Below are 17365 nucleotides of genomic sequence, written 5' to 3'. Positions count from 1 at the left end.
GCGAGCGACCGATCAGAACACGAACAGGCCGCAGGTCCCGGGCCCGGTGTGGGCTCCCACGCTCGGCCCGATCCGGTACCGGACGACCTCGGCCACCTCGGCGCGCCCGTCGAGGCGCGCCGCGAGCGCATCGGACATGACGGCGCTGGCGTCGTCGGAGGTGCCCACGGCGATCCGCAGTCCGCGCGCCGCGCTCGGCGGCCGAGCGAGCGCGTCGTCGACCATGACGTCGACGGCGGCGTCGAGGTCGGTGACGCTCGCGAGCACCGACATGTCCGAACCGGTCATCGCGACGACCGCGACCCCGTCGCCGGACGCGGCCGCGACGTCGGCTCCGGTGGCGCGACCCGAGCGGTCGATCAGCGCCGGCACGCCCACGACGAAGGTGGTGCGCAGGTCCCGCCCGAGCGTCTCGGCCAGCTCGGCGGCCTCGTCGATGCCACCGCCGCTCGCCACCACCTCCGCCGCCGCCCAGGCGCAGCACGCGATCCCGAAGCTCGCCGTGCCCGTGTCGACGAGGCGGACCGGCACGTCGACCTGCGCCGCGCCGATGCGTGCGGAGTTCACGGTCCCGCTCATCGCCTCGGCGATGTGGATCGACAGGATCTCGGTGGCGCCGGACGCGACGAGGGCCGCGTAGGCCGCGGCGAAGCGCCCGGGCGACGGTTGGCTCGTCGACACCTCCGGGGTGACGCCGCCGTCGAAGAGCGCGTAGAAGCCGTCGGCGTCGAGGTCGACGCCCTCGAGGTGGTCGACGCCGTCGACCGTCACGGTGAGCGGGACCACCGAGATGGAGTGGCGGCGCGCCAGTTCGGCGGGCATCTGGCTGTTCGAGTCGACGACGATGCCGATCACGTCGTCACCCCCACGGTCGGCATCTCCGGCGAGGACCCGATCGCGGACGCCGGCGAGGACTCGATGGCGGCGCCGGGACCGTCGCCGTCGTCGTCGCAGGCCCGCCTCGTCGATCCCCGATCGGCCGTCCGGGCGGCGGCCGCCCGGAAGCGGCGAGCGATCAGCACGCTCGACGCGAGCGCGCTGAGCGGGAGGAGAGGCGACGGCGCGGGGCCCCACGCGTTGCGCCACCCGCGCGCCGACCACAGCCAACCACCGAGCACCCAGCAGCAGCTCGACACCGCGGTGGCGGTCGAGGAGCGCTGCTGCAGAGCCGGGATCGACGCCGTCCCCGCGGCGACCGCGACGTCGATCGGGAAGTAGGCGGGGAACGTCGCGAGGCACTGCCCCACGCTCGTCGCGACCCCCTTGCCCCCGTCGAAGCCGTTCCACACCGGGTGGCAGTGCCCGGCGACGGCGGCCGTCCCCGCGAGGTGGGCGCCGGCGGGTCCTGCGACGAGCCCTCCGATCCCGCAGGCGGCCGCGCCCTTGGCGATGTCACCGGCCAGCACCTGGAGCCCGGCCGCCGTGCCGAGCACGGCGAGCGCGTTCGCCCCGCCCGGGTTGCCCGAGCCGGTCGAGCGCAGGTCGACGTCGCCGCCCGAGGCGCGCTTCGCGACCAGGTCGGCGGTGGGGAACGTCCCGAGCAGGTACCCGGCCGCCACGGCGAGCCCCACGCCTCCGGCTCGTCGTCCCCGCCTCGTCGTTCCCATCGACCCACCGTAGACCCGTCGTCGCGCCGGTGCCGGGGCGCGCGCCGCGTCCGCGTGGAACCGACCCGTCGCGGTGTTAGATTCATGTCGCTCTCAACGAGAAGAGGTCCACGCCTCGAATAGGCCCCCATCGTCTAGTGGCCTAGGACACCACCCTTTCAAGGTGGCGGCACGGGTTCGAATCCCGTTGGGGGTGCGGTGCGGACATCGCATCTGCGAGTGCCATGGCGGGATGACCCCCGCCGGGAAGACACATACTGGTCCCGTGGTGAAGTCAGGAGTTCACGCCGGCCTGTCAAGCCGGAGGTCGCGGGTTCAAATCCCGTCGGGACCGCCACCAGGAGCCATCCGCCGGGACACCTGCGGATGGCTCGTGCGCATCGGGGGTGACCTCACCCCCGCGATGGTCTCGTAGCTCAGTTGGCAGAGCGCTCGCCTGAAAAGTGAGAGGTCACCGGATCGACGCCGGTCGAGACCACCACCCGGACCCCCGCCGCCCGGCGGGGGTTCGCCCGTCGGGCCCGATGGCGCTCACGGTCGCCGACCACCCGACGCCCCATCCGGGGCGGCGGGTGGTCGGCGACGATCAGCTGGTGTGCGTCTGGAGCTGACCGCCCTCGTCGGCGAGCCGCTCCAGGAGCGGCGACAGCTCCCAGTGCCGACCGCCGAGGGACTCGGAGTACTGGCGGATCCGCCCGACGATCTCCGCCAGCCCGACCGAGTCGGCCCAGTGCATCGGGCCACCCCGGTACAGCGGCCAGCCGTAGCCGTTGACCCACACCACGTCGATGTCGCTGCCGCGGATCGCGATCCCCTCCTCGAGGATCTTCGCACCCTCGTTGACCATCGGGTAGAGCAGCCGCTCGAGGATCTCCTGGTCGCTGACCTCGCGCTGCTCGATGCCCTCGCCGACGGCGAACTCGGTGATCATCGACTCCACCTCCGGGTCCGGCGTGGGCGCCCGGGTGTCGGGATCGTAGGTGTAGTAGCCCCGACCGTTCTTCTGGCCGCGCCGACCGCTCTCGCACAGGAGCTCGCGGATCGTCGACGACGACGACTCGGACTCCTTCCAGCCGATGTCCAGGCCGGCGAGGTCGCTCATCTGGAACGGCCCCATCGGGAAGCCGAAGTCGTAGAGCACCCGGTCGACCTGGGCCGGGGTGGCGCCCTCGAGGATCATCCGCTCGGCCTCCGCCCCGCGCGTGAACAGCATGCGGTTCCCGACGAAGCCGGGGCACACGCCGACCATCACCGGCACCTTGCCGATCTTCTTGCCGATCGCCATCGTCGTCGCGACCACCGTGTCCGACGACGCCTCGCCGCGCACGTTCTCGAGCAGCTTCATCACGTTGGCGGGCGAGAAGAAGTGCATCCCGATCACCGACTCGGGCCGCGACGTGACCGCTGCGATCTCGTTCACGTCGAGCGCCGAGGTGTTCGACGCCAGCAGGGCGTCTGGCGCGCAGATCTCGTCCAGCTCGCGGAAGATCGACTTCTTCAGCTCCATGTCCTCGAACACGGCCTCGATCACCATGTCGCAGTCGGCGAAGTCGGCCTTGTCGGTCGACCCGGTGATCAGCGCCATCCGCTGGTCGACCACCTCCGGGGTGTTCGAGCGCGAGCGCTCGTAGTTCTTCCGCACGACGGCGAGCCCACGATCGAGGGACTCCTGGTCGCGCTCGACGATCGTGACGGGGATGCCGACGTTCGCGAAGTTCATCGCGATGCCGCCGCCCATCGTCCCGGCGCCGAGGACGCCGACCTTGCCGACGTCGAGCAGGGGGGTGCCCTTGTCGATGTCGGGGATCTTGTTCGCGGCGCGCTCGGCGAAGAAGGCGTACCGCTGCGCCGCCGACTGGGGGCCGGTGACGAGCTCTCGGAACAGCCGTGCCTCGGTCTCCATCCCCTCGTCGAAGGGCTCGTTCACCGCGGCCTCGATGCAGCGGATGTTGTACTCGGGCGCGAGGAACCCGCGCGCCTTGCGGGCGATCGAGGCCCGGAAGTCGGCGAACACCTGCTCGTCGCCACGGTGCTTCGCGACCTCCTCGTCACGGTCGCGCACCCGCAGCAGCGGCAGGTCGTCGTTCACGGCGCGCGCCGCGAACGCGACGGCCGCGTCGCGCAGGCCGGCGTGGTCGGCGTCCACGACCTCGTCGACGAGGCCGCCCTCGAGCGCCTCGGCGCTCGAGATGTGGCGGCCCGAGGTCATCATCTCGAGCGCCTTCGGCACGCCGACGAGGCGCGGCAGGCGCTGGGTCCCGCCGGCTCCGGGCAGGAGGCCGAGGTTCACCTCCGGCAGACCGAACTTCGCCGACCCCACGGCGACCCGGTAGTGGGCGCACAGGGCGACCTCGAGGCCGCCGCCGAGCGCGGTGCCGTGGATCGCCGCGATCACCGGGACGGGCGCGTCCTCCATGCCGGCCTGCACCTCGGCGAGGCCCACGGCCTCGGGGGCGCCGCCGCCGAACTCGCTGATGTCGGCCCCAGCGATGAAGGTGCGGCCGTCGCAGATGACGACGATCGCCTGGGCGCCGTCCTCGGTCACCTGGGTGATGCCGTCGAAGAGGCCCTGGCGGACGTGCCAGCTCAGCGCGTTGACGGGCGGGTTGTCGACGACGACGAGGGCGACGTCCACCCCGGACTCGCTGACTCGCTCGACGCGGACGGACTGGGACACTTCGACGGGTTCGGCCATCGCGACAGTCAAGCAAACGTGGCCGGGCGATCTGAAAGCGCTCGGCGGGCGCGTCCGCCGTGTGAGCCGTCGTCGCACCAGGTCGCCCGAGGGGCCTACGATCTCGTCCGCCCGTCCGTCCCGGTCCGTCCACGAGGGAGCCCCCCGATGCCCGATGTCGTCTTGTTCCACTACGTGATGGGTCTCACCGACGGGGTGCGGGCGTTCGCCGAGGAGCTCGGCGCCGGTGGGCATGCGGTGCGCACCCCCGACCTCTACCACGGCCGGGTGGCGGCCTCGCTGCAGGACGGCTTCGCGATCACGGGTGAGATCGGTCCCGAGACGCTCGAGCAGCGGGTCGAGGCGGCTCTCGCCGACCTCGGCGGCGATCTCGTCTTCGCGGGGATGTCGTCCGGCGTGATGCACGCCCAGCGCCTCGCGCAGACGCGCCCCGGCGCCCGTGGCGCGCTGCTCTACGAGGCGTGCGTCCCCGTCACCGGCGAGTGGGCGTTCGGAGCGTGGCCCGAGGCGCTCGCCGCGCAGGTGCACGGGATGGACGACGACGAGTTCTTCGCTCACGAGGGCGATCTGGCGGCGGCGCGCGAGCTGAGCGACGCGGCCGGCGACGATCTCGTCGAGGTGTTCACCTACCCGGGCGGTTCGCACCTCTTCCTCGACAGCTCGCTCGAGACGTACGACGCCGCCGCGACCTCGACGGTGCTGGACCGCTCGCGCGCCTTCCTCGATCGACTCGCCTGACGCCGGCACCGTCCGGCGACGCCGCACCCGGCGAGCGCGGAGCGGCGCGCCCTCGCGGTACCGGGCGGGGCGGCGGCGAGCCGGTGCGGGCGCGCTGGGATCGCGGCTGGCATGCTCGCGAGGTGGACGCGGTGATCGGGGAGCTGCGCGCGGCCGTCGGGTCCGGTCACGTCCTCGTCGACGCCGACGTGCGCGCCGGCTACGAGCGGGACTGGACCGGCCGCTACGGCGCCGCAGCGCGCTGCGTGGTGCGCCCGGCGAGCGCCGCCGAGGTCGCCGAGGTCGTCGTGATCTGCTCGCGACGTGGCATCGCGATCGTGCCCCAGGGCGGCAACACGGGCCTCGTCGGCGGCGGGGTGCCCCGGGGCGGCGGCGACGGGGCGCAGGGCGCGCAGGTGGTGCTCTCGACCCGCCGGATGGACGTCCTCGACGAGCCCGACGGCGACGCGATGCAGGTGACCGCCGGCGCGGGGGTGACCCTCGAGCGATGGCGCGCCGGCGCCCGCTCGATCGGCCTCGACACCCCGGTGGACTTCGCCGCGCGCGACTCGGCCACCGTCGCCGGCGCGATCGCGACGAACGCCGGTGGATCGCGGGTCGTGCGGTTCGGGACGATGCGCCAGCAGGTGATCGGTGTCGAGGCCGTGCTCGCCGACGGATCGATCGTGGGGTCGCTCGACGGGCTCCCGAAGGAGACGGCCGGGCTGCACTGGCCGTCGTTGATGAGCGGTTCCGAGGGGACGCTCGGCATCGTGACCCGGGCCCGGCTGCGCCTCGTCCCCTGGTACCGGTCGACGGCGACGGCGATGGTGTCCACCGCGTCCGTCGACGACGCGGTCGCGCTGCTCGCCCGGCTGCGGGCGCGGATCTCGTCGCTCGACTCGGTCGAGCTCATCGGGCCCGCGGCGATGCGGCTGGTCGGCGAGCACCTCGGCCGGACGTCGCCGGTCGAGGTCCGCGACGGCGGGACGATCGTGGTCATCGACTGCGCCGACCACGACGACCCGACCGACGACCTGCTCGCCGTCCTCGCCGGAGCCGACGGCGTGCTCGACACCGCGGTGGCGACCGAGCCCGGTCCGCGCGGCGCGCTCGTCGAGTTCCGCGACCGGATCACCGAGTCGATCGCGGCGGTGTCCGGCGACGTCGGCGTCCCGCCGTACAAGCTCGACGTCGCGGTCCCGATCGCCCGCCTCGGCGAGCTGCTCGGAGTCGCCGAGGCGGCGGCCGCGGCCGACGGGTGCCGGCTGATCGCCTTCGGCCACCTCGCCGAGGGCAACGTCCACCTGAACCACGTCGGCGCACGCGACCCCGAGGCGCTCGCGCGCGCCGTGCTGCCCGAGGTCGCCGCGATGGGCGGCACGATCTCGGCCGAGCACGGCATCGGGATCGCCAAGGCGCCGTGGCTCCACCTCGTGCGCGGCGAGGCCGACCTCGCGGCGCAGCGGTCGCTCGCGCGCGCGCTCGACCCGCGCCGCATCCTCAACCCGGGCGTCCTCGCGCGCTGATCGTGCCCGCCGGAGGTGCCGACACGCTCCCGGGAGCCTCGACGCGACGACCGCGCCGCACGGCGACGGCCCCGACGTTGCGGAGGCCCGGAGCTCAGGTACCGAACTCGTAGCCGATGTCGGGGGCGCGCAGCAGCGGGCGGTAGTCGATCCCGCGCTCGGCGGCCATCGCCGCGCAGGTCCCACCGCGATCCACGATGACGCTCATCCACACGGGCTCGGCACCGAAGCCCGCGATCTGCTCGACCGCCTCCATCAGCGAGGTGCCCCGTGTCGTGGTGTCCTCCGTGACGAGCACGCGGTCCCCCACGCGCAGCGCGCCGGCGATGCGCCCGGTCACCCCGCCCCGCTTGGCCTCCTTGCGGACGCTGAAGCTCCGCAGCCCGACGCCACGGGTGGCGAGCACCGCGGCCACCCCGTAGGCCATCGGGTCGGCCCCGAGGGTGAGACCGCCGATCGCGTCGATCTCGCCCAGGTCGTCACCGAACACCTCCGCCACCGCGTCGGCGACGGCGACGATGCCGTCGGGACGGCACGCCGTCTGCTTGGTGTCGAGGAACCAGTCGCTGCGCGCACCCGACTTCAACGTGAAGTCGCCCGTCTTCACCGAGTGCTCCAGGACGTGTCCGCGCAGGCGATCCAGCACCGGGGACAACGTGGGGAGTTCGTCGGTCATCTCCCGGAGACCGTAGTGCGGAGTTGCGGTGCATGCGCACGTCGACCTCGTCGTCGATGTGAACGATGGAACATCGTGTTTTGCTTCATGGAGAAGCGCGTACCATGACCTCCATGGCAGGCAAGCGAACCATGTCCGACGACCACAAGGCAGCACTCGCAAAGGGTCGCGCCGAGGGGCGGATCGTGCGCGACTACCTCGAAGGACTGCGCGCGACGAAGCCGAAGAGGGGGCGCAAGCGGACTCCCGAGAAGGTGGAGCAACGGCTGTCCGAGATCGACCGCGAGATCGCCGAGGCGAACGCCGTCGACGAGCTGCTCCTCGTCCAGGAGCGCCGGGACCTGCAGGCCGAGGTCGCCGCGATGTCGAAGACGATCGACATGGACTCGCTCGAGGACTCCTTCGTCGACGTCGCCAAGAGCTACAGCGAGAGCAAGCAGATCTCGTACTCGAGCTGGCGCGACGTCGGTGTCGAGGCCAAGGTCCTCAAGCGCGCCGGCATCGGTCGCGGCGACTGACGCCGGTCAGCGCCGGGGCTCGCCCCGGCGGAGGTCGATCGAGTCGAGTTGCACGAAGGTGCGGTCGAGGTGCCGCAGGCTGCGGCCCAGATCGAACGCGTCGGCGAGCACCGCGTCGTCGACCTCGTCATCGGACTCCAGCAGCTCGCGGAAGTCGCGTCCTTCGTCCCACGAGCGCATCGCGCTGCGCTGGACGACGCGGTAGGCACCGTCGCGCGTCATCCCGCTCTGGACCAGCGCGAGCAGCACCGGTTGGCTGAAGACGAGCCCGTGACTGGCTTCCAAGTTCGCCCGCATCCGTTCCGGCGAGACGACGAGACCCTCGAGCAACCGGCGCAATCGACGGAGCACGTAGAACGCCAATTGACTGGAATCCGGCAGGATCACCCGCTCGACCGACGAGTGCGAGATGTCACGTTCGTGCCACAGAGCGACATCTTGCATGCCGGCGTCCAGGTTGCCCCGCAACACCCGTGACAGGCCCGAGATCGTCTCGGCCGAGATCGGGTTCCTCTTGTGCGGCATCGCCGACGAACCCTTCTGGCCGGGCTTGAACCCCTCCTGCACCTCGCTCACCTCGGTGCGCTGGAGGTGCCGGAGCTCGACCGCGATCATCTCGCAGGTCGCTCCCACCGACGCGCACGAGTAGAGGAACTGCGCGTGGCGATCGCGGGCGACGACCTGGGTCGCGGCCACCGGGCGCAGCCCGAGCGCGTCACCGACGAACGCCTCCACCTCGGGGGGGATGTTCGAGTAGGTGCCCACGGCGCCGCTGAGCTTCATCACCGCCACCTGCTCGCGCGCCGACCGCATCCGCTCCCGATCGCGATCGACCTGCAGCGCCCACAGCGCGACCTTGGCGCCGAACGTGGTGGGCTCGGCGTGGATGCCGTGGGTGCGCCCGATCATCACCGTGTCGGCGTGGGCTCGAGCCAGCGCGACCAGCACCTCGAGCAACCCGGTGGCCGCGTCGACGATCAGGTCCGCCGCGTCGCGCATCGCCCAGCACAGGGCGGTGTCGACGACGTCGGAGGAGGTGAGGCCGTAGTGGATCCACGATCCGGCCGGGTCGTCGATCGACTCCTGGACGACGTCGACGAAGGCCGCCACGTCGTGGTCGGTGACCCGTTCGCGCTCGAGGATCCGCTCGACGAGGTCCTCGTCGGCCGTCGGCGCCGCGGCGCGGCACCGCGCGGCCGCCTCGGGCGGTACGACGCCGAGCTCGGCGTGCCCCTCGGTCGCGAGCAGCTCGACCTCCAACCACCGCGCGAACCGGGAGGTGTCCGACCAGACGGCGTCCATCTCCTCGGTCGAGTAGCGCGGGATCATCGCCACGCTCCCCTCGGAGCCGAGGCGACGCGCGGTTCCCGGTCGACGGGGGCGGCGGCCACCACGGTCACGCGGACGCCCACATCAGGTAGTCGTCGCGCTCGGCGCCCACGCCGACGACGCGGATCGGGACGCCGACCTCGCGCTCCACCACCTCGAGGAACGCGCGCGCCTCTGCGGGGAGGGCACCGGGCTCGCGAGCCTCCCCGAGCGCCGATGCCCAACCGTCCAGCTCGGCGTACACGGGCTCCACCGCCGAGAGCACGTCGAAGCGGTCCGGGTAGTCGTCCAGCTCGCCCTCCATCGTGCGGTAGCCGGTGCAGATCTTCACCCGTTCGAAGCCGTCGAGCACGTCGAGCTTCGTCAGCGCGAGCTCGGTGAGCGAGTTCAGCCGCACGGCGTGGCGCAGCATCACGCAGTCGAGCCACCCCGTGCGCCGCGGCCGGCCGGTGACGGTGCCGAACTCCTTGCCCACGCGCCCGAGCGTCTCGCCGTCGACGTCGGTCAGCTCCGTCGGGAACGGCCCGGCGCCCACCCGCGTCGTGTACGCCTTGGTGATCCCGACCACCCGGTCGATGTCGCGCGGGCCCAGCCCGCTCCCGGCGCACGCCCCGCCGGCGGTCGGGTTGGACGAGGTGACGTAGGGGTAGGTGCCGTGGTCGAGGTCGAGGAACGTCGCCTGCGCCCCCTCCAGCAGCACGTGGGCGCCGCGAGCGAGACCGCTGTGGAGCAGGCTGATCGTGTCGCTGACGTAGGGCGTGAGGCGAGCGGCGAGCTCGGCGAAGCGCTCGACGATCTCGTCGACGTCGAGCGGGTCGCCTCCAGCCTCGGTGATCAGCTTGCTCTCGGCGGCTCCACGCTCGCGCACCAGCGCCCGGAAGCGGGCCGGATCCATCGCGTCCCCCGCCCGGATGCCGACCCGGCGCGCCTTGTCCGCGTAGGCCGGGCCGATGCCCTTGAGGGTGGTGCCGATCTTGTCGTCGCCGCGCATCGCCTCGGCGATCGCGTCGTGGGCCTGGTGCCAGGGGAAGATCAGGTGGGCTCGGCTCGACACCTTCAGCTCCGAGCACGACACGCCGCGCGCCTCGAGCATGTCGATCTCGGAGAACAGGGTCGGCAGGTCGACGACGACCCCGTTCGCGATGACCGGGATCACGTGCTCGTACAGGACCCCGGACGGGACGAGCTGCAGTGCGTAGCGCTCGCCGTCGACGACCACCGTGTGCCCGGCGTTGTGACCGCCCTGGTAGCGCACGACGAAGGTGTGCTCCTTGGACAGCAGGTCGATGACTTTGGCTTTGCCCTCGTCACCCCACTGGGCTCCGACGACGACGGTGACGGGCATGCACGCTCCCATGCGACTCGCTGGTTGGAACGTGTCTCGATGCTACTGAGTGCCCGTCGAGACCCTCCGTTCCGTCACGGACCGCACGGGCGGCGCGCTCGCACCGGCGGGGGGCCGCTGCCTCGATAGCGTCGCCCGGGTGAGCGTGATGCGTCGTCAGCGATGGTCGGAGATGGACTCCGCTGCTCGGGCGGCGCTGGTGGACCGCGGGCTCGACGACATCTTCGAGCCCGGGCTGCGCTCCGCGATCGGCGAGCTGATCGACGACGTGCACGAGCGGGGCGACGCCGCCGTGTGCGATGCGCTCGCCCGCTTCGACGGCATCGAGGTCGACCCGTCGGCGCTGCGCGTCACGGACGACGAGATCGAGGCCGCCGTCGTGTCCGACGCCGTCGACCGCTCGATCGACGACGCCATCGACCACCTGCGCGCCTTCAACGACGCCCAGCTCGCGCTCACCGCCGATTGGCGGATCGAGTCCGAGCCCGGGCTCACCGTCGGGGAGAAGATCACCCCGATCTCCTCCGCCGGGCTGTTCACGCCCTCGGGCAAGGCGAGCTACCCGAGCGTCGCCTACCAGCTCGCGGTCCCGGCGATCGTCGCCGGGGTGCCCGAGATCACCCTCGTCGTGCCTCCGGTCCCGGGAGGGGCGGGCGAGGTCGACCCGGCCGTGCTCGTCGTGTGCCGCAAGCTCGGGCTCCGCTCGGTCTTCCGCGTCAACGGGCCGGCGGGGATCGCGGCGCTCGGGTTCGGGACGGAGTCGATCCCCCGCGTGCGCAAGGTGGTCGGACCGGGCTCGCCCGCGGTGACGATCGCGCAGGTCGAGATGCAGCGACACGGGGTGGCGACGATGATGCTCCTCGGCCCGACCGAGAGCCTCGTCATCGCCGACGACTCAGCCGACGCCGAGCGCCTCGCTGCCGATCTGCTGATCGAGGCCGAGCACGGCACCGACTCCTCGGTGGTCCTGCTCACCCCGTCGAGCCGGCTCGCCGACGACGTCGAGGTCCAGCTCGGGCGGCAGATCGATGCGCTGCCGGGCGTGCGATCCGAGGCGGCGCGGGCCGCGCTCGGCCCGAACGGAGGGTGCGTCGTGGTGGACGACCTCGACACCGCCGTCGACGTCGCCAACGAGTACGCGGCCGAGCACCTGCAGGTCGTCGTGGGCGACGCCGACGTCGACGACGTCGTCGACCGCCTCGTCAACGCGGGCGAGATCCTCGTGGGGCAGTGCACCCCGTTCAGCGCCGCGAACTTCGTGATCGGGTGCCCCGCGTCGCTGCCCACCAGCGGGTTCGCCCACGTCTCGTCGGGGATCACCGCCGACACCTTCCTCAAGCGGACGGCGATCGCTCAGGCCGACGCGCGCGCGGCGGCCCGCATGGCGCCGTCGGTCATCGCGCTTGCCGAGCACGAGGGCTTCCCCGCGCACGCCGCCGCGCTGCGCCTGCGCCAGGGCTGACCGTCACGCCCCGCCCGATGCGACCGGCCCCGTGCCGCGCGCGCAGCGGGTGACCGAAGGGTCAAGTTCTCGTCACGTCGTGCCGAAGCACGAGCCGTGGACGAGACACGCGTGCTCCTCGTGGAAGACGACTCCCGCATCAGCGACCCGCTCGTGCGCGTCCTGGACGCCGAGGGCTTCGTCGTCCACCACGTCGGCACCGGTCGTGGTGCGATCGACGAGGTCGCCCGGTGCCGCCCGGATCTCGTGCTGCTCGACCTGACCCTCCCCGACATCGACGGCCTCGACGTGTGCCGCCGCCTGCGCGACGACGACCCCACGCTGCCGATCGTGATGCTGACCGCCCGGTCCGAGGAGATGGACGTGATCGTCGGTCTCGGCGCCGGCGCGGACGACTACGTCGCCAAGCCCTTCCGCCTCGCCGAGCTGGTGGCCCGCCTGCACGCCCGCCTGCGCGTGGCCGGCCAGCAGGTCGAGGCGAGCGCGCCCGGGCCCCTGATCGGTGCCGGGATCGAGCTCCACCCCGACAGCCGCCGGTGCTTCGTGGTCGACGGCGCGCCGGGCGACGTCGGCGAGGTCGAGCTGACCAGCAAGGAGTTCGACCTGCTCGAGCTGCTGATGAGCGCTCCCGGTCTCACCCACCGGCGCGACGAGATCATGTCGCGGGTGTGGGACGAGAACTGGTGGGGATCGACGCGCACCCTCGACACCCACGTCTCGACGCTGCGCAAGAAGATCCTCGATCGCAGCGACCCGCCCACCAAGATCGTCACCGTGCGCGGCGTCGGGTTCCGCTTCGCGCCCGACGCGCTGGTGTCGGCCGACCCCGATGCCGGGGTGGCGTCGAGCGGCGCCATCGGCTGACGTGCGTCGACGACTCGTGCGGTCGACGATCGCGGTGGTCGGCGCCGCGCTCGGCGTGCTGATCATCCCGGTGTCCGCGGTGATCGACTCCTCCGTCCCGGCCCGCGAGCGCGACGCTCTCGTCGCGCGCGTCGCGCTGCTCGCCGTGTTCGCCCTCGTCACGGCCGCGATGCTCGCGACGCTCCAGGCGCGGAGCCTGGCGCGCCCGCTCGAGCGGCTGGCGCGCAGCGCCGGGCGGGTCGGTGACGGCGACTTCTCGGCGCCTCCGGTCGCGAGCGGCATCGCCGAGATCGACGACATCTCGCGCTCGCTGCGCCTCAGCGCGACGCGCGTCGACCGGATGCTGGAGTCCGAGCGCGGCTTCACCGCCGACGCGACGCACCAGCTGCGCACGGGCCTCACCGGCCTCGCGCTGCGCCTCGAGCTGCTCCAGCGGCGCGTCGACTCCGACGCCGCCGCGGAGGTCACGGCGATCCTCGACCAGACCCACGAGCTGAACGGCACCCTCGACTCCCTGCTCGCCGTGGCGCGCACCGGCTCGACCGGGGAGCGCACGGAGGTCGACCTCGACCGGGTCGTCACGCACCACGTCGAGGACTGGCGCCCGTCGTACGAGCGTGGCGACCGCCAGGTCGTCGTGGTGAGCGCGCCGTCGACGCCGGTGCGCGCGACGCCCGGCCTCGTCGGCCAGATCGTCGACGTCCTGCTCGGCAACGCCCTCGAGCACGGAGGGGGCACCGTGACCGTCGTGATCGGGGCGGGTGGCGTCGTCGTGGAGGACGAGGGAGCCGGCGTCGCGGCGGAGTCGATCCCCACCCTGTTCGAGCGGCCGCCGGACCACCGCGCCGCCCACGGACGGGGACTGGCGCTCGCCCGCCGGCTCGCCGAGTCCGACGGCGGCCGCCTCGAGCTCTCCTGCGCGACTCCCGCCGCGTTCACCCTGCGGTACCCGCCCGCTCGCGGCGTGCGCGAAGCGGCGTCCGTCACCGCCACCCCGCGCACATCGCTCGCGGTCTGAGCGGCCGGGGCCGCGCGATCACGCGGGGGAGACGTCGGCGAGCAGCGCGCCCGTCGTCGTCGCCAGGAACGCGCCGACGTCGATGTCCTCCTGCTTGAGGAACCCCCGGTCCGGGAGCGCACCGTCGCGCACCAGCTCGACCACCGCCACCACCGACGCCGCCGTCGTCCACGCGATCGCGGTCGAGCGCGATCCCGCCACGTCGCGCGGCAGGAACGATCGGACGTACTCGACGCGCCGCGCACGACCGTCGAGCATCCCCTCCGAGGCCACGTGGACGTAGACGACGTCCTCGTCGACGGGGGGCTTCGCGTTGGTCAGGATCTCCCCCGCCTCGGCCCGTCGCTCACGCATCAGCAGCTCGTGGAAGAAGAAGTTCATCAGCTCCATGTGACCCGGGTAGCGCATCGTCTTGTAGTCGAGGTTGTCGACCCGTCCGTGGAAGGTCTCGCACATCGTGCCCAGCCCCCCCCGACGTGGTGAACGCCTCGAGTCGGGTCCCGGCGACGTGGATCGTCTCGTGCCACTCCATCGGCGACACCCACTTGCGGACCCCGTCCTCGATCACCTCGCAGTCGTTGAGGTACTCGTTGACGACCCCCTCCGGCGACCAGTTGAAGGCGTACCCGAGCAGCCCCGTCGGGTGGTGGGGCAGAGCGCCGACGCGCATCCGGATCGACCGGCACCGATCGAACGCCAGGGCCTGGTTCGCCGCGACGATGCCGACGAAGCCGGGTGCGAGGCCGCACTGAGGCGCCATCACCGCCCGAGAGTCCACCGCGAGCTCGCGGATCCGTTCCGTCGTCGGGACGTCCTCGGTCAGGTCGAAGTAGTGGGCGCCCGCGCCGTGGGCGATCTCGGCGACGCGGACGTTGCGGTGGTACGGGAGGCACGACAGGACCGCGTCCGCCGCGCTCACGCGCCGGGCGACGGCGTCGGAGCCCACGTCGGCCCGGACCACCTCGAAGGGCTCGTCGGGATCGTGCGGATCGCTCGCCTGGTCGATCCCCGTCACCTCGAACCCGCTCCGCTCCAGCAGGCGTGCGGCGAGGCGGCCCACCCTGCCGAGGCCGAGGACAGCGATCGTTCCGACGGCCACGCCCCGATCATGGCAGAGCGGGGCGCTCGCGCCGACGGGGGCCGCACCGTGAGTACCCTCGCGGCGTGACCGGATCCGGCCCCGCGACGGGGCGGTCGATCGACGACGGACGGGCCGAGCGGCCCGAGCGGGCCGGGTCCGACCCTGCCGGCGACCTCGCCCGATGACGCCCCGGCCCGATGATCTCCACGCGCTCGAGGAAGCGTTGCTCGACGCCGTCGAGCGGATCTCCGACGACCCGACGACGAGCTCCTCCGCCGGCGGACCCGATCCCGCGACGATCGCGCTCTGGCTGGAGGCGCAGTTGACCAGCCGCCTGCTCGACCACACCGCACGGTGGCTGCGCTCGGCGCACGGGGTCGGCCATTACACGATCGGTTCCGCGGGCCACGAGGCCAACGCGATCGTCGCGACGGCGACCCGGTGGAGCGATCCCGCGCTGCTGCACTACCGCTCCGGCGGCTTCTTCGCCGCCCGCGCGATGCAGGCGCCACGCGACCTCGTGCGCTGCGACGTGGTCGGCGACGTCCTGCGCGGCGTCCTCGCGAAGGCGACCGAGCCGATCGCAAGCGGCCGCCACAAGGTCTTCGGGAACCGCTCGCTGTCGATCATCCCGCAGACGTCGACGATCGCCTCGCACCTCCCGCGGGCGGTGGGCCTGGCGATCAGCTTCGAGCTGGCGCCGCCCGCTCCCACGACGTGGCCCGGCGACTCGGTGGTCGTGGCCAGCATCGGCGACGGTTCGCTCGACCACTCCACCGCCCAGGGTGCGATCAACTGGGCCGGCCGTGCGGTGCGCGAGGGACGTCGGGTGCCCCTGCTGCTCGTCTGCGAGGACAACGGACTCGGGCTCAGCGTCCCGTCGCCGACCGGGTGGGTCGCGGACTCGATGGCGACCCGGGACGGGTGGATCGTGGCCCACGCCGACGGTGCCGACCCCGCCGAGGTGCGGGCGGTGTCGACCGCGCTGGTGGACGAGGTCCGCGAGCGTGGGCGGCCCGGGTTCCTGCACCTGTCGACGGTCCGCTTCCTCGGCCACGCCGGCACCGACGTCGAATCCGCCTACCGGTCACCGTCGGAGCTGGCGGCGGACCTGGAGCGCGACCCGATCGTGGGCACGGCGCGGCTCGCTGCGGTCGCCGGTGTCTCCACCCCGGCCGAGACGGTGGCGTTCGCCCTCGATCTGCGCGAGTCGATCCGGCAGCGGGCGATCGAGGTGCTCGACGAGCCCGAGCTCGTCGACGTCGAGGAGGTCATGGCGCCGTTGCGCGCGGAACCGGCTCGACGTCGGGGGGCCGGGGTCCGCCCGGCCGAGCGCGACCCGTCGACGAGCACGCCGGCGAGGGCGGAGGGCGACGGATCGGCCACGTCACCGGGGCTCGACGTCGACGAGAGGTCGTCGAACGACCCCTTGACGCTGGCGCGGACGATCAACCGCTCGCTCGCGGACCTGCTCGCCGAGAGCGACGACGTCGTGGTCTTCGGGGAGGACGTCGCACGCAAGGGCGGCGTCTACGGGGTGACCCGCGGGCTGCACGGTCGCTTCGGCGCGGACCGCGTCCTCGACACCCTGCTCGACGAGCAGTCGATCCTCGGGCTCGCCCTGGGGGCCGCGCTCAACGGCCGCCTGCCGATCCCCGAGATCCAGTACCTCGCGTACCTGCACAACGCCGAGGACCAGCTGCGCGGCGAAGCCGCGAGCCTGGCCTTCTTCTCGCAGCGCCGGTACCTCAACCCGATGGTCGTGCGGATCGCCGGCTACGGCTACCAGAAGGGGTTCGGCGGCCACTTCCACAACGACGACTCGATCGCCGTGCTGCGCGACGTGCCGGGGCTGGTCATCGCATCGCCCGGCCACCCGGCCGACGCGGCCGGGGTGCTGCTCACCTGCGTCGACCACGCCCGCGGCACCGGCGCGGTCTGCGTCGTCGTCGAGCCGATCGCGCGCTACCACGACGGCGATCTCCACGCACCCGGCGACGGCGGCTGGTCGGCCCCCTACGATCCGACCCCCGTGCCGATCGGTCGGGCGCGGGTCCACGCCGCCGGGCACCTCTTACGAGGCGCCGGGCACGACGCCGGTGACGACGCCGAGCGAGACCGCGACGGGCGTCCGCGCACCGCCGATCTCACGATCGTGAGCTTCGCGAACGGGGTGCACCTCTCGCTGCGAGCCGCCCGGCGGCTCGCGCGCGACCACGGGATCGCCGTCGACGTCGTCGACCTGCGGTGGATCGCGCCGCTGCCGATCGACGACCTGCTCGACGCCGCCTCGCGCACGGGTCGCGTCCTCGTCGTCGACGAGACCCGACGGACGGGCGGGGTCGGCGAGGGCATCGTCGCCGAGCTCGTCGACGCCCGCTTCGCCGGCCCGATCGGCCGAGTCGCGTCGCACGACAGCTACGTCCCGCTGGGGGCGGCTGCCGAGCTGGTCCTCGTGTCGGAGGGCGACGTCGTCGCCGCCGCCCTCGAGGTGGTCGAGCGCGGTCGGTGAGACGCCGAGCCG

General features: G+C 72.8%; 13 protein-coding genes, 3 tRNA genes and 1 pseudogene. 10 read left to right on the top strand and 7 right to left on the bottom strand.

Annotated elements, in window-relative coordinates; translation table 11 throughout:
* Positions 1–12: 12 nt before the first annotated feature.
* Positions 13–855 carry a DegV family protein gene (locus ACOOHC_RS02430; protein ID WP_420452419.1) on the bottom strand — a complete coding sequence of 281 codons (843 nt, stop codon included), beginning with the start codon at positions 853–855 and terminating at the stop codon, positions 13–15.
* The gene (locus ACOOHC_RS02425) at positions 852–1607 is read right to left on the bottom strand and encodes a glycerol-3-phosphate acyltransferase (protein WP_420452418.1); all 756 of its coding nucleotides are present in this window, start codon (positions 1605–1607) and stop codon (positions 852–854) included. The genes ACOOHC_RS02430 and ACOOHC_RS02425 overlap by 4 nt, the downstream gene beginning before the upstream one ends.
* Before the next feature lie 123 nt (positions 1608–1730).
* Here ACOOHC_RS02425 and ACOOHC_RS02420 point away from each other — a divergent pair.
* The 3 genes from ACOOHC_RS02420 to ACOOHC_RS02410 all read left to right on the top strand — a co-directional run bounded on the left by ACOOHC_RS02420 (position 1731) and on the right by ACOOHC_RS02410 (position 2088).
* Positions 1731–1803, top strand: a tRNA-Glu gene (locus ACOOHC_RS02420).
* Positions 1804–1866: 63 nt separating this feature from the next.
* Positions 1867–1944, top strand: a tRNA-Asp gene (locus ACOOHC_RS02415).
* Between the two features lie 68 nt (positions 1945–2012).
* A tRNA-Phe gene (locus ACOOHC_RS02410) sits at positions 2013–2088 on the top strand.
* A gap of 105 nt (positions 2089–2193) precedes the next feature.
* On the opposite strand, the gene ACOOHC_RS02405 is transcribed toward ACOOHC_RS02410, so the two are convergent.
* Complete coding sequence (locus ACOOHC_RS02405) at positions 2194–4302, bottom strand: 3-hydroxyacyl-CoA dehydrogenase NAD-binding domain-containing protein (RefSeq protein WP_420452417.1); 2109 nt, start codon at positions 4300–4302, stop codon at positions 2194–2196.
* A gap of 147 nt (positions 4303–4449) precedes the next feature.
* Here ACOOHC_RS02405 and ACOOHC_RS02400 point away from each other — a divergent pair, with 147 nt between their 5' ends.
* Positions 4450–5040, top strand: a complete 591-nt coding sequence (locus tag ACOOHC_RS02400; protein WP_420452416.1) for a dienelactone hydrolase family protein — start codon at positions 4450–4452, stop codon at positions 5038–5040.
* 122 nt (positions 5041–5162) lie between these two features.
* Positions 5163–6548, top strand: coding sequence for an FAD-binding oxidoreductase (locus ACOOHC_RS02395; RefSeq protein ID WP_420452415.1), 1386 nt, complete (start codon positions 5163–5165; stop codon positions 6546–6548).
* A gap of 94 nt (positions 6549–6642) precedes the next feature.
* Here the strand turns inward: ACOOHC_RS02395 and pyrE are convergent, their stop codons facing one another.
* Positions 6643–7224 (bottom strand): orotate phosphoribosyltransferase, encoded by a 582-nt coding sequence (gene pyrE / locus ACOOHC_RS02390; RefSeq protein ID WP_420452414.1) that lies wholly within the window; start codon positions 7222–7224, stop codon positions 6643–6645.
* Positions 7225–7337: 113 nt separating this feature from the next.
* On the opposite strand from pyrE, the gene ACOOHC_RS02385 reads away from it, so the two are divergent.
* On the top strand, positions 7338–7742 hold the full coding sequence (locus ACOOHC_RS02385) for a hypothetical protein (protein WP_420452413.1): 405 nt from the start codon (positions 7338–7340) through the stop codon (positions 7740–7742).
* A 6-nt stretch (positions 7743–7748) separates the two neighbouring features.
* Here ACOOHC_RS02385 and purB read toward each other — a convergent pair whose 3' ends face one another.
* Both purB and ACOOHC_RS02375 read right to left on the bottom strand, forming a co-directional pair.
* On the bottom strand, positions 7749–9071 hold the full coding sequence (purB, locus tag ACOOHC_RS02380; protein WP_420453846.1) for an adenylosuccinate lyase: 1323 nt from the start codon (positions 9069–9071) through the stop codon (positions 7749–7751).
* Between the two features lie 67 nt (positions 9072–9138).
* Positions 9139–10416: an adenylosuccinate synthase gene (locus tag ACOOHC_RS02375; RefSeq protein WP_420452412.1), complete on the bottom strand. Its 1278-nt coding sequence runs from the start codon at positions 10414–10416 to the stop codon at positions 9139–9141.
* A gap of 49 nt (positions 10417–10465) precedes the next feature.
* On the opposite strand from ACOOHC_RS02375, the gene hisD reads away from it, so the two are divergent.
* From hisD to ACOOHC_RS02360, 3 genes are all read left to right on the top strand, one after another.
* A complete protein-coding gene (gene hisD / locus ACOOHC_RS02370; RefSeq protein ID WP_420452411.1) occupies positions 10466–11878 on the top strand; it encodes a histidinol dehydrogenase in 1413 nt (470 codons plus the stop codon).
* 111 nt (positions 11879–11989) lie between these two features.
* The gene (locus ACOOHC_RS02365; RefSeq protein WP_420452410.1) at positions 11990–12742 is read left to right on the top strand and encodes a response regulator transcription factor; all 753 of its coding nucleotides are present in this window, start codon (positions 11990–11992) and stop codon (positions 12740–12742) included.
* Position 12743: 1 nt separating this feature from the next.
* A complete protein-coding gene (locus ACOOHC_RS02360) occupies positions 12744–13760 on the top strand; it encodes a sensor histidine kinase (RefSeq protein WP_420452409.1) in 1017 nt (338 codons plus the stop codon).
* Between the two features lie 18 nt (positions 13761–13778).
* Here the strand turns inward: ACOOHC_RS02360 and ACOOHC_RS02355 are convergent.
* Positions 13779–14859, bottom strand: a pseudogene (locus ACOOHC_RS02355) (saccharopine dehydrogenase family protein).
* Positions 14860–15022: 163 nt separating this feature from the next.
* Between ACOOHC_RS02355 and ACOOHC_RS02350 the strand changes: the two are divergent.
* Entirely contained in the window at positions 15023–17353 is a 2331-nt protein-coding gene (locus tag ACOOHC_RS02350; RefSeq protein WP_420452408.1) for a transketolase C-terminal domain-containing protein, read from the top strand.
* Positions 17354–17365 lie beyond the last annotated feature (12 nt).

This window comes from Ilumatobacter sp. (assembly GCF_965215205.1).
In the GTDB taxonomy this organism is placed as follows: Bacteria; Actinomycetota; Acidimicrobiia; order Acidimicrobiales; family Ilumatobacteraceae; genus Ilumatobacter_A.
Note: the sequence above shows the minus strand (reverse complement) of the source record. Positions and strands in the feature narration are given on the sequence as shown.

Coding starts and splice junctions, on each gene's coding strand:
- ACOOHC_RS02425 (WP_420452418.1), bottom strand. CDS start 1,607: ATGGGAACGACGAGGCGGGGACGACGAGCCGGAGGCGTGGGGCTCGCC.
- ACOOHC_RS02405 (WP_420452417.1), bottom strand. CDS start 4,302: ATGGCCGAACCCGTCGAAGTGTCCCAGTCCGTCCGCGTCGAGCGAGTC.
- ACOOHC_RS02400 (WP_420452416.1), top strand. CDS start 4,450: ATGCCCGATGTCGTCTTGTTCCACTACGTGATGGGTCTCACCGACGGG.
- pyrE (WP_420452414.1), bottom strand. CDS start 7,224: ATGACCGACGAACTCCCCACGTTGTCCCCGGTGCTGGATCGCCTGCGC.
- ACOOHC_RS02385 (WP_420452413.1), top strand. CDS start 7,338: ATGGCAGGCAAGCGAACCATGTCCGACGACCACAAGGCAGCACTCGCA.
- purB (WP_420453846.1), bottom strand. CDS start 9,071: ATGATCCCGCGCTACTCGACCGAGGAGATGGACGCCGTCTGGTCGGAC.
- ACOOHC_RS02375 (WP_420452412.1), bottom strand. CDS start 10,416: ATGCCCGTCACCGTCGTCGTCGGAGCCCAGTGGGGTGACGAGGGCAAA.
- ACOOHC_RS02350 (WP_420452408.1), top strand. CDS start 15,023: ATGACGCCCCGGCCCGATGATCTCCACGCGCTCGAGGAAGCGTTGCTC.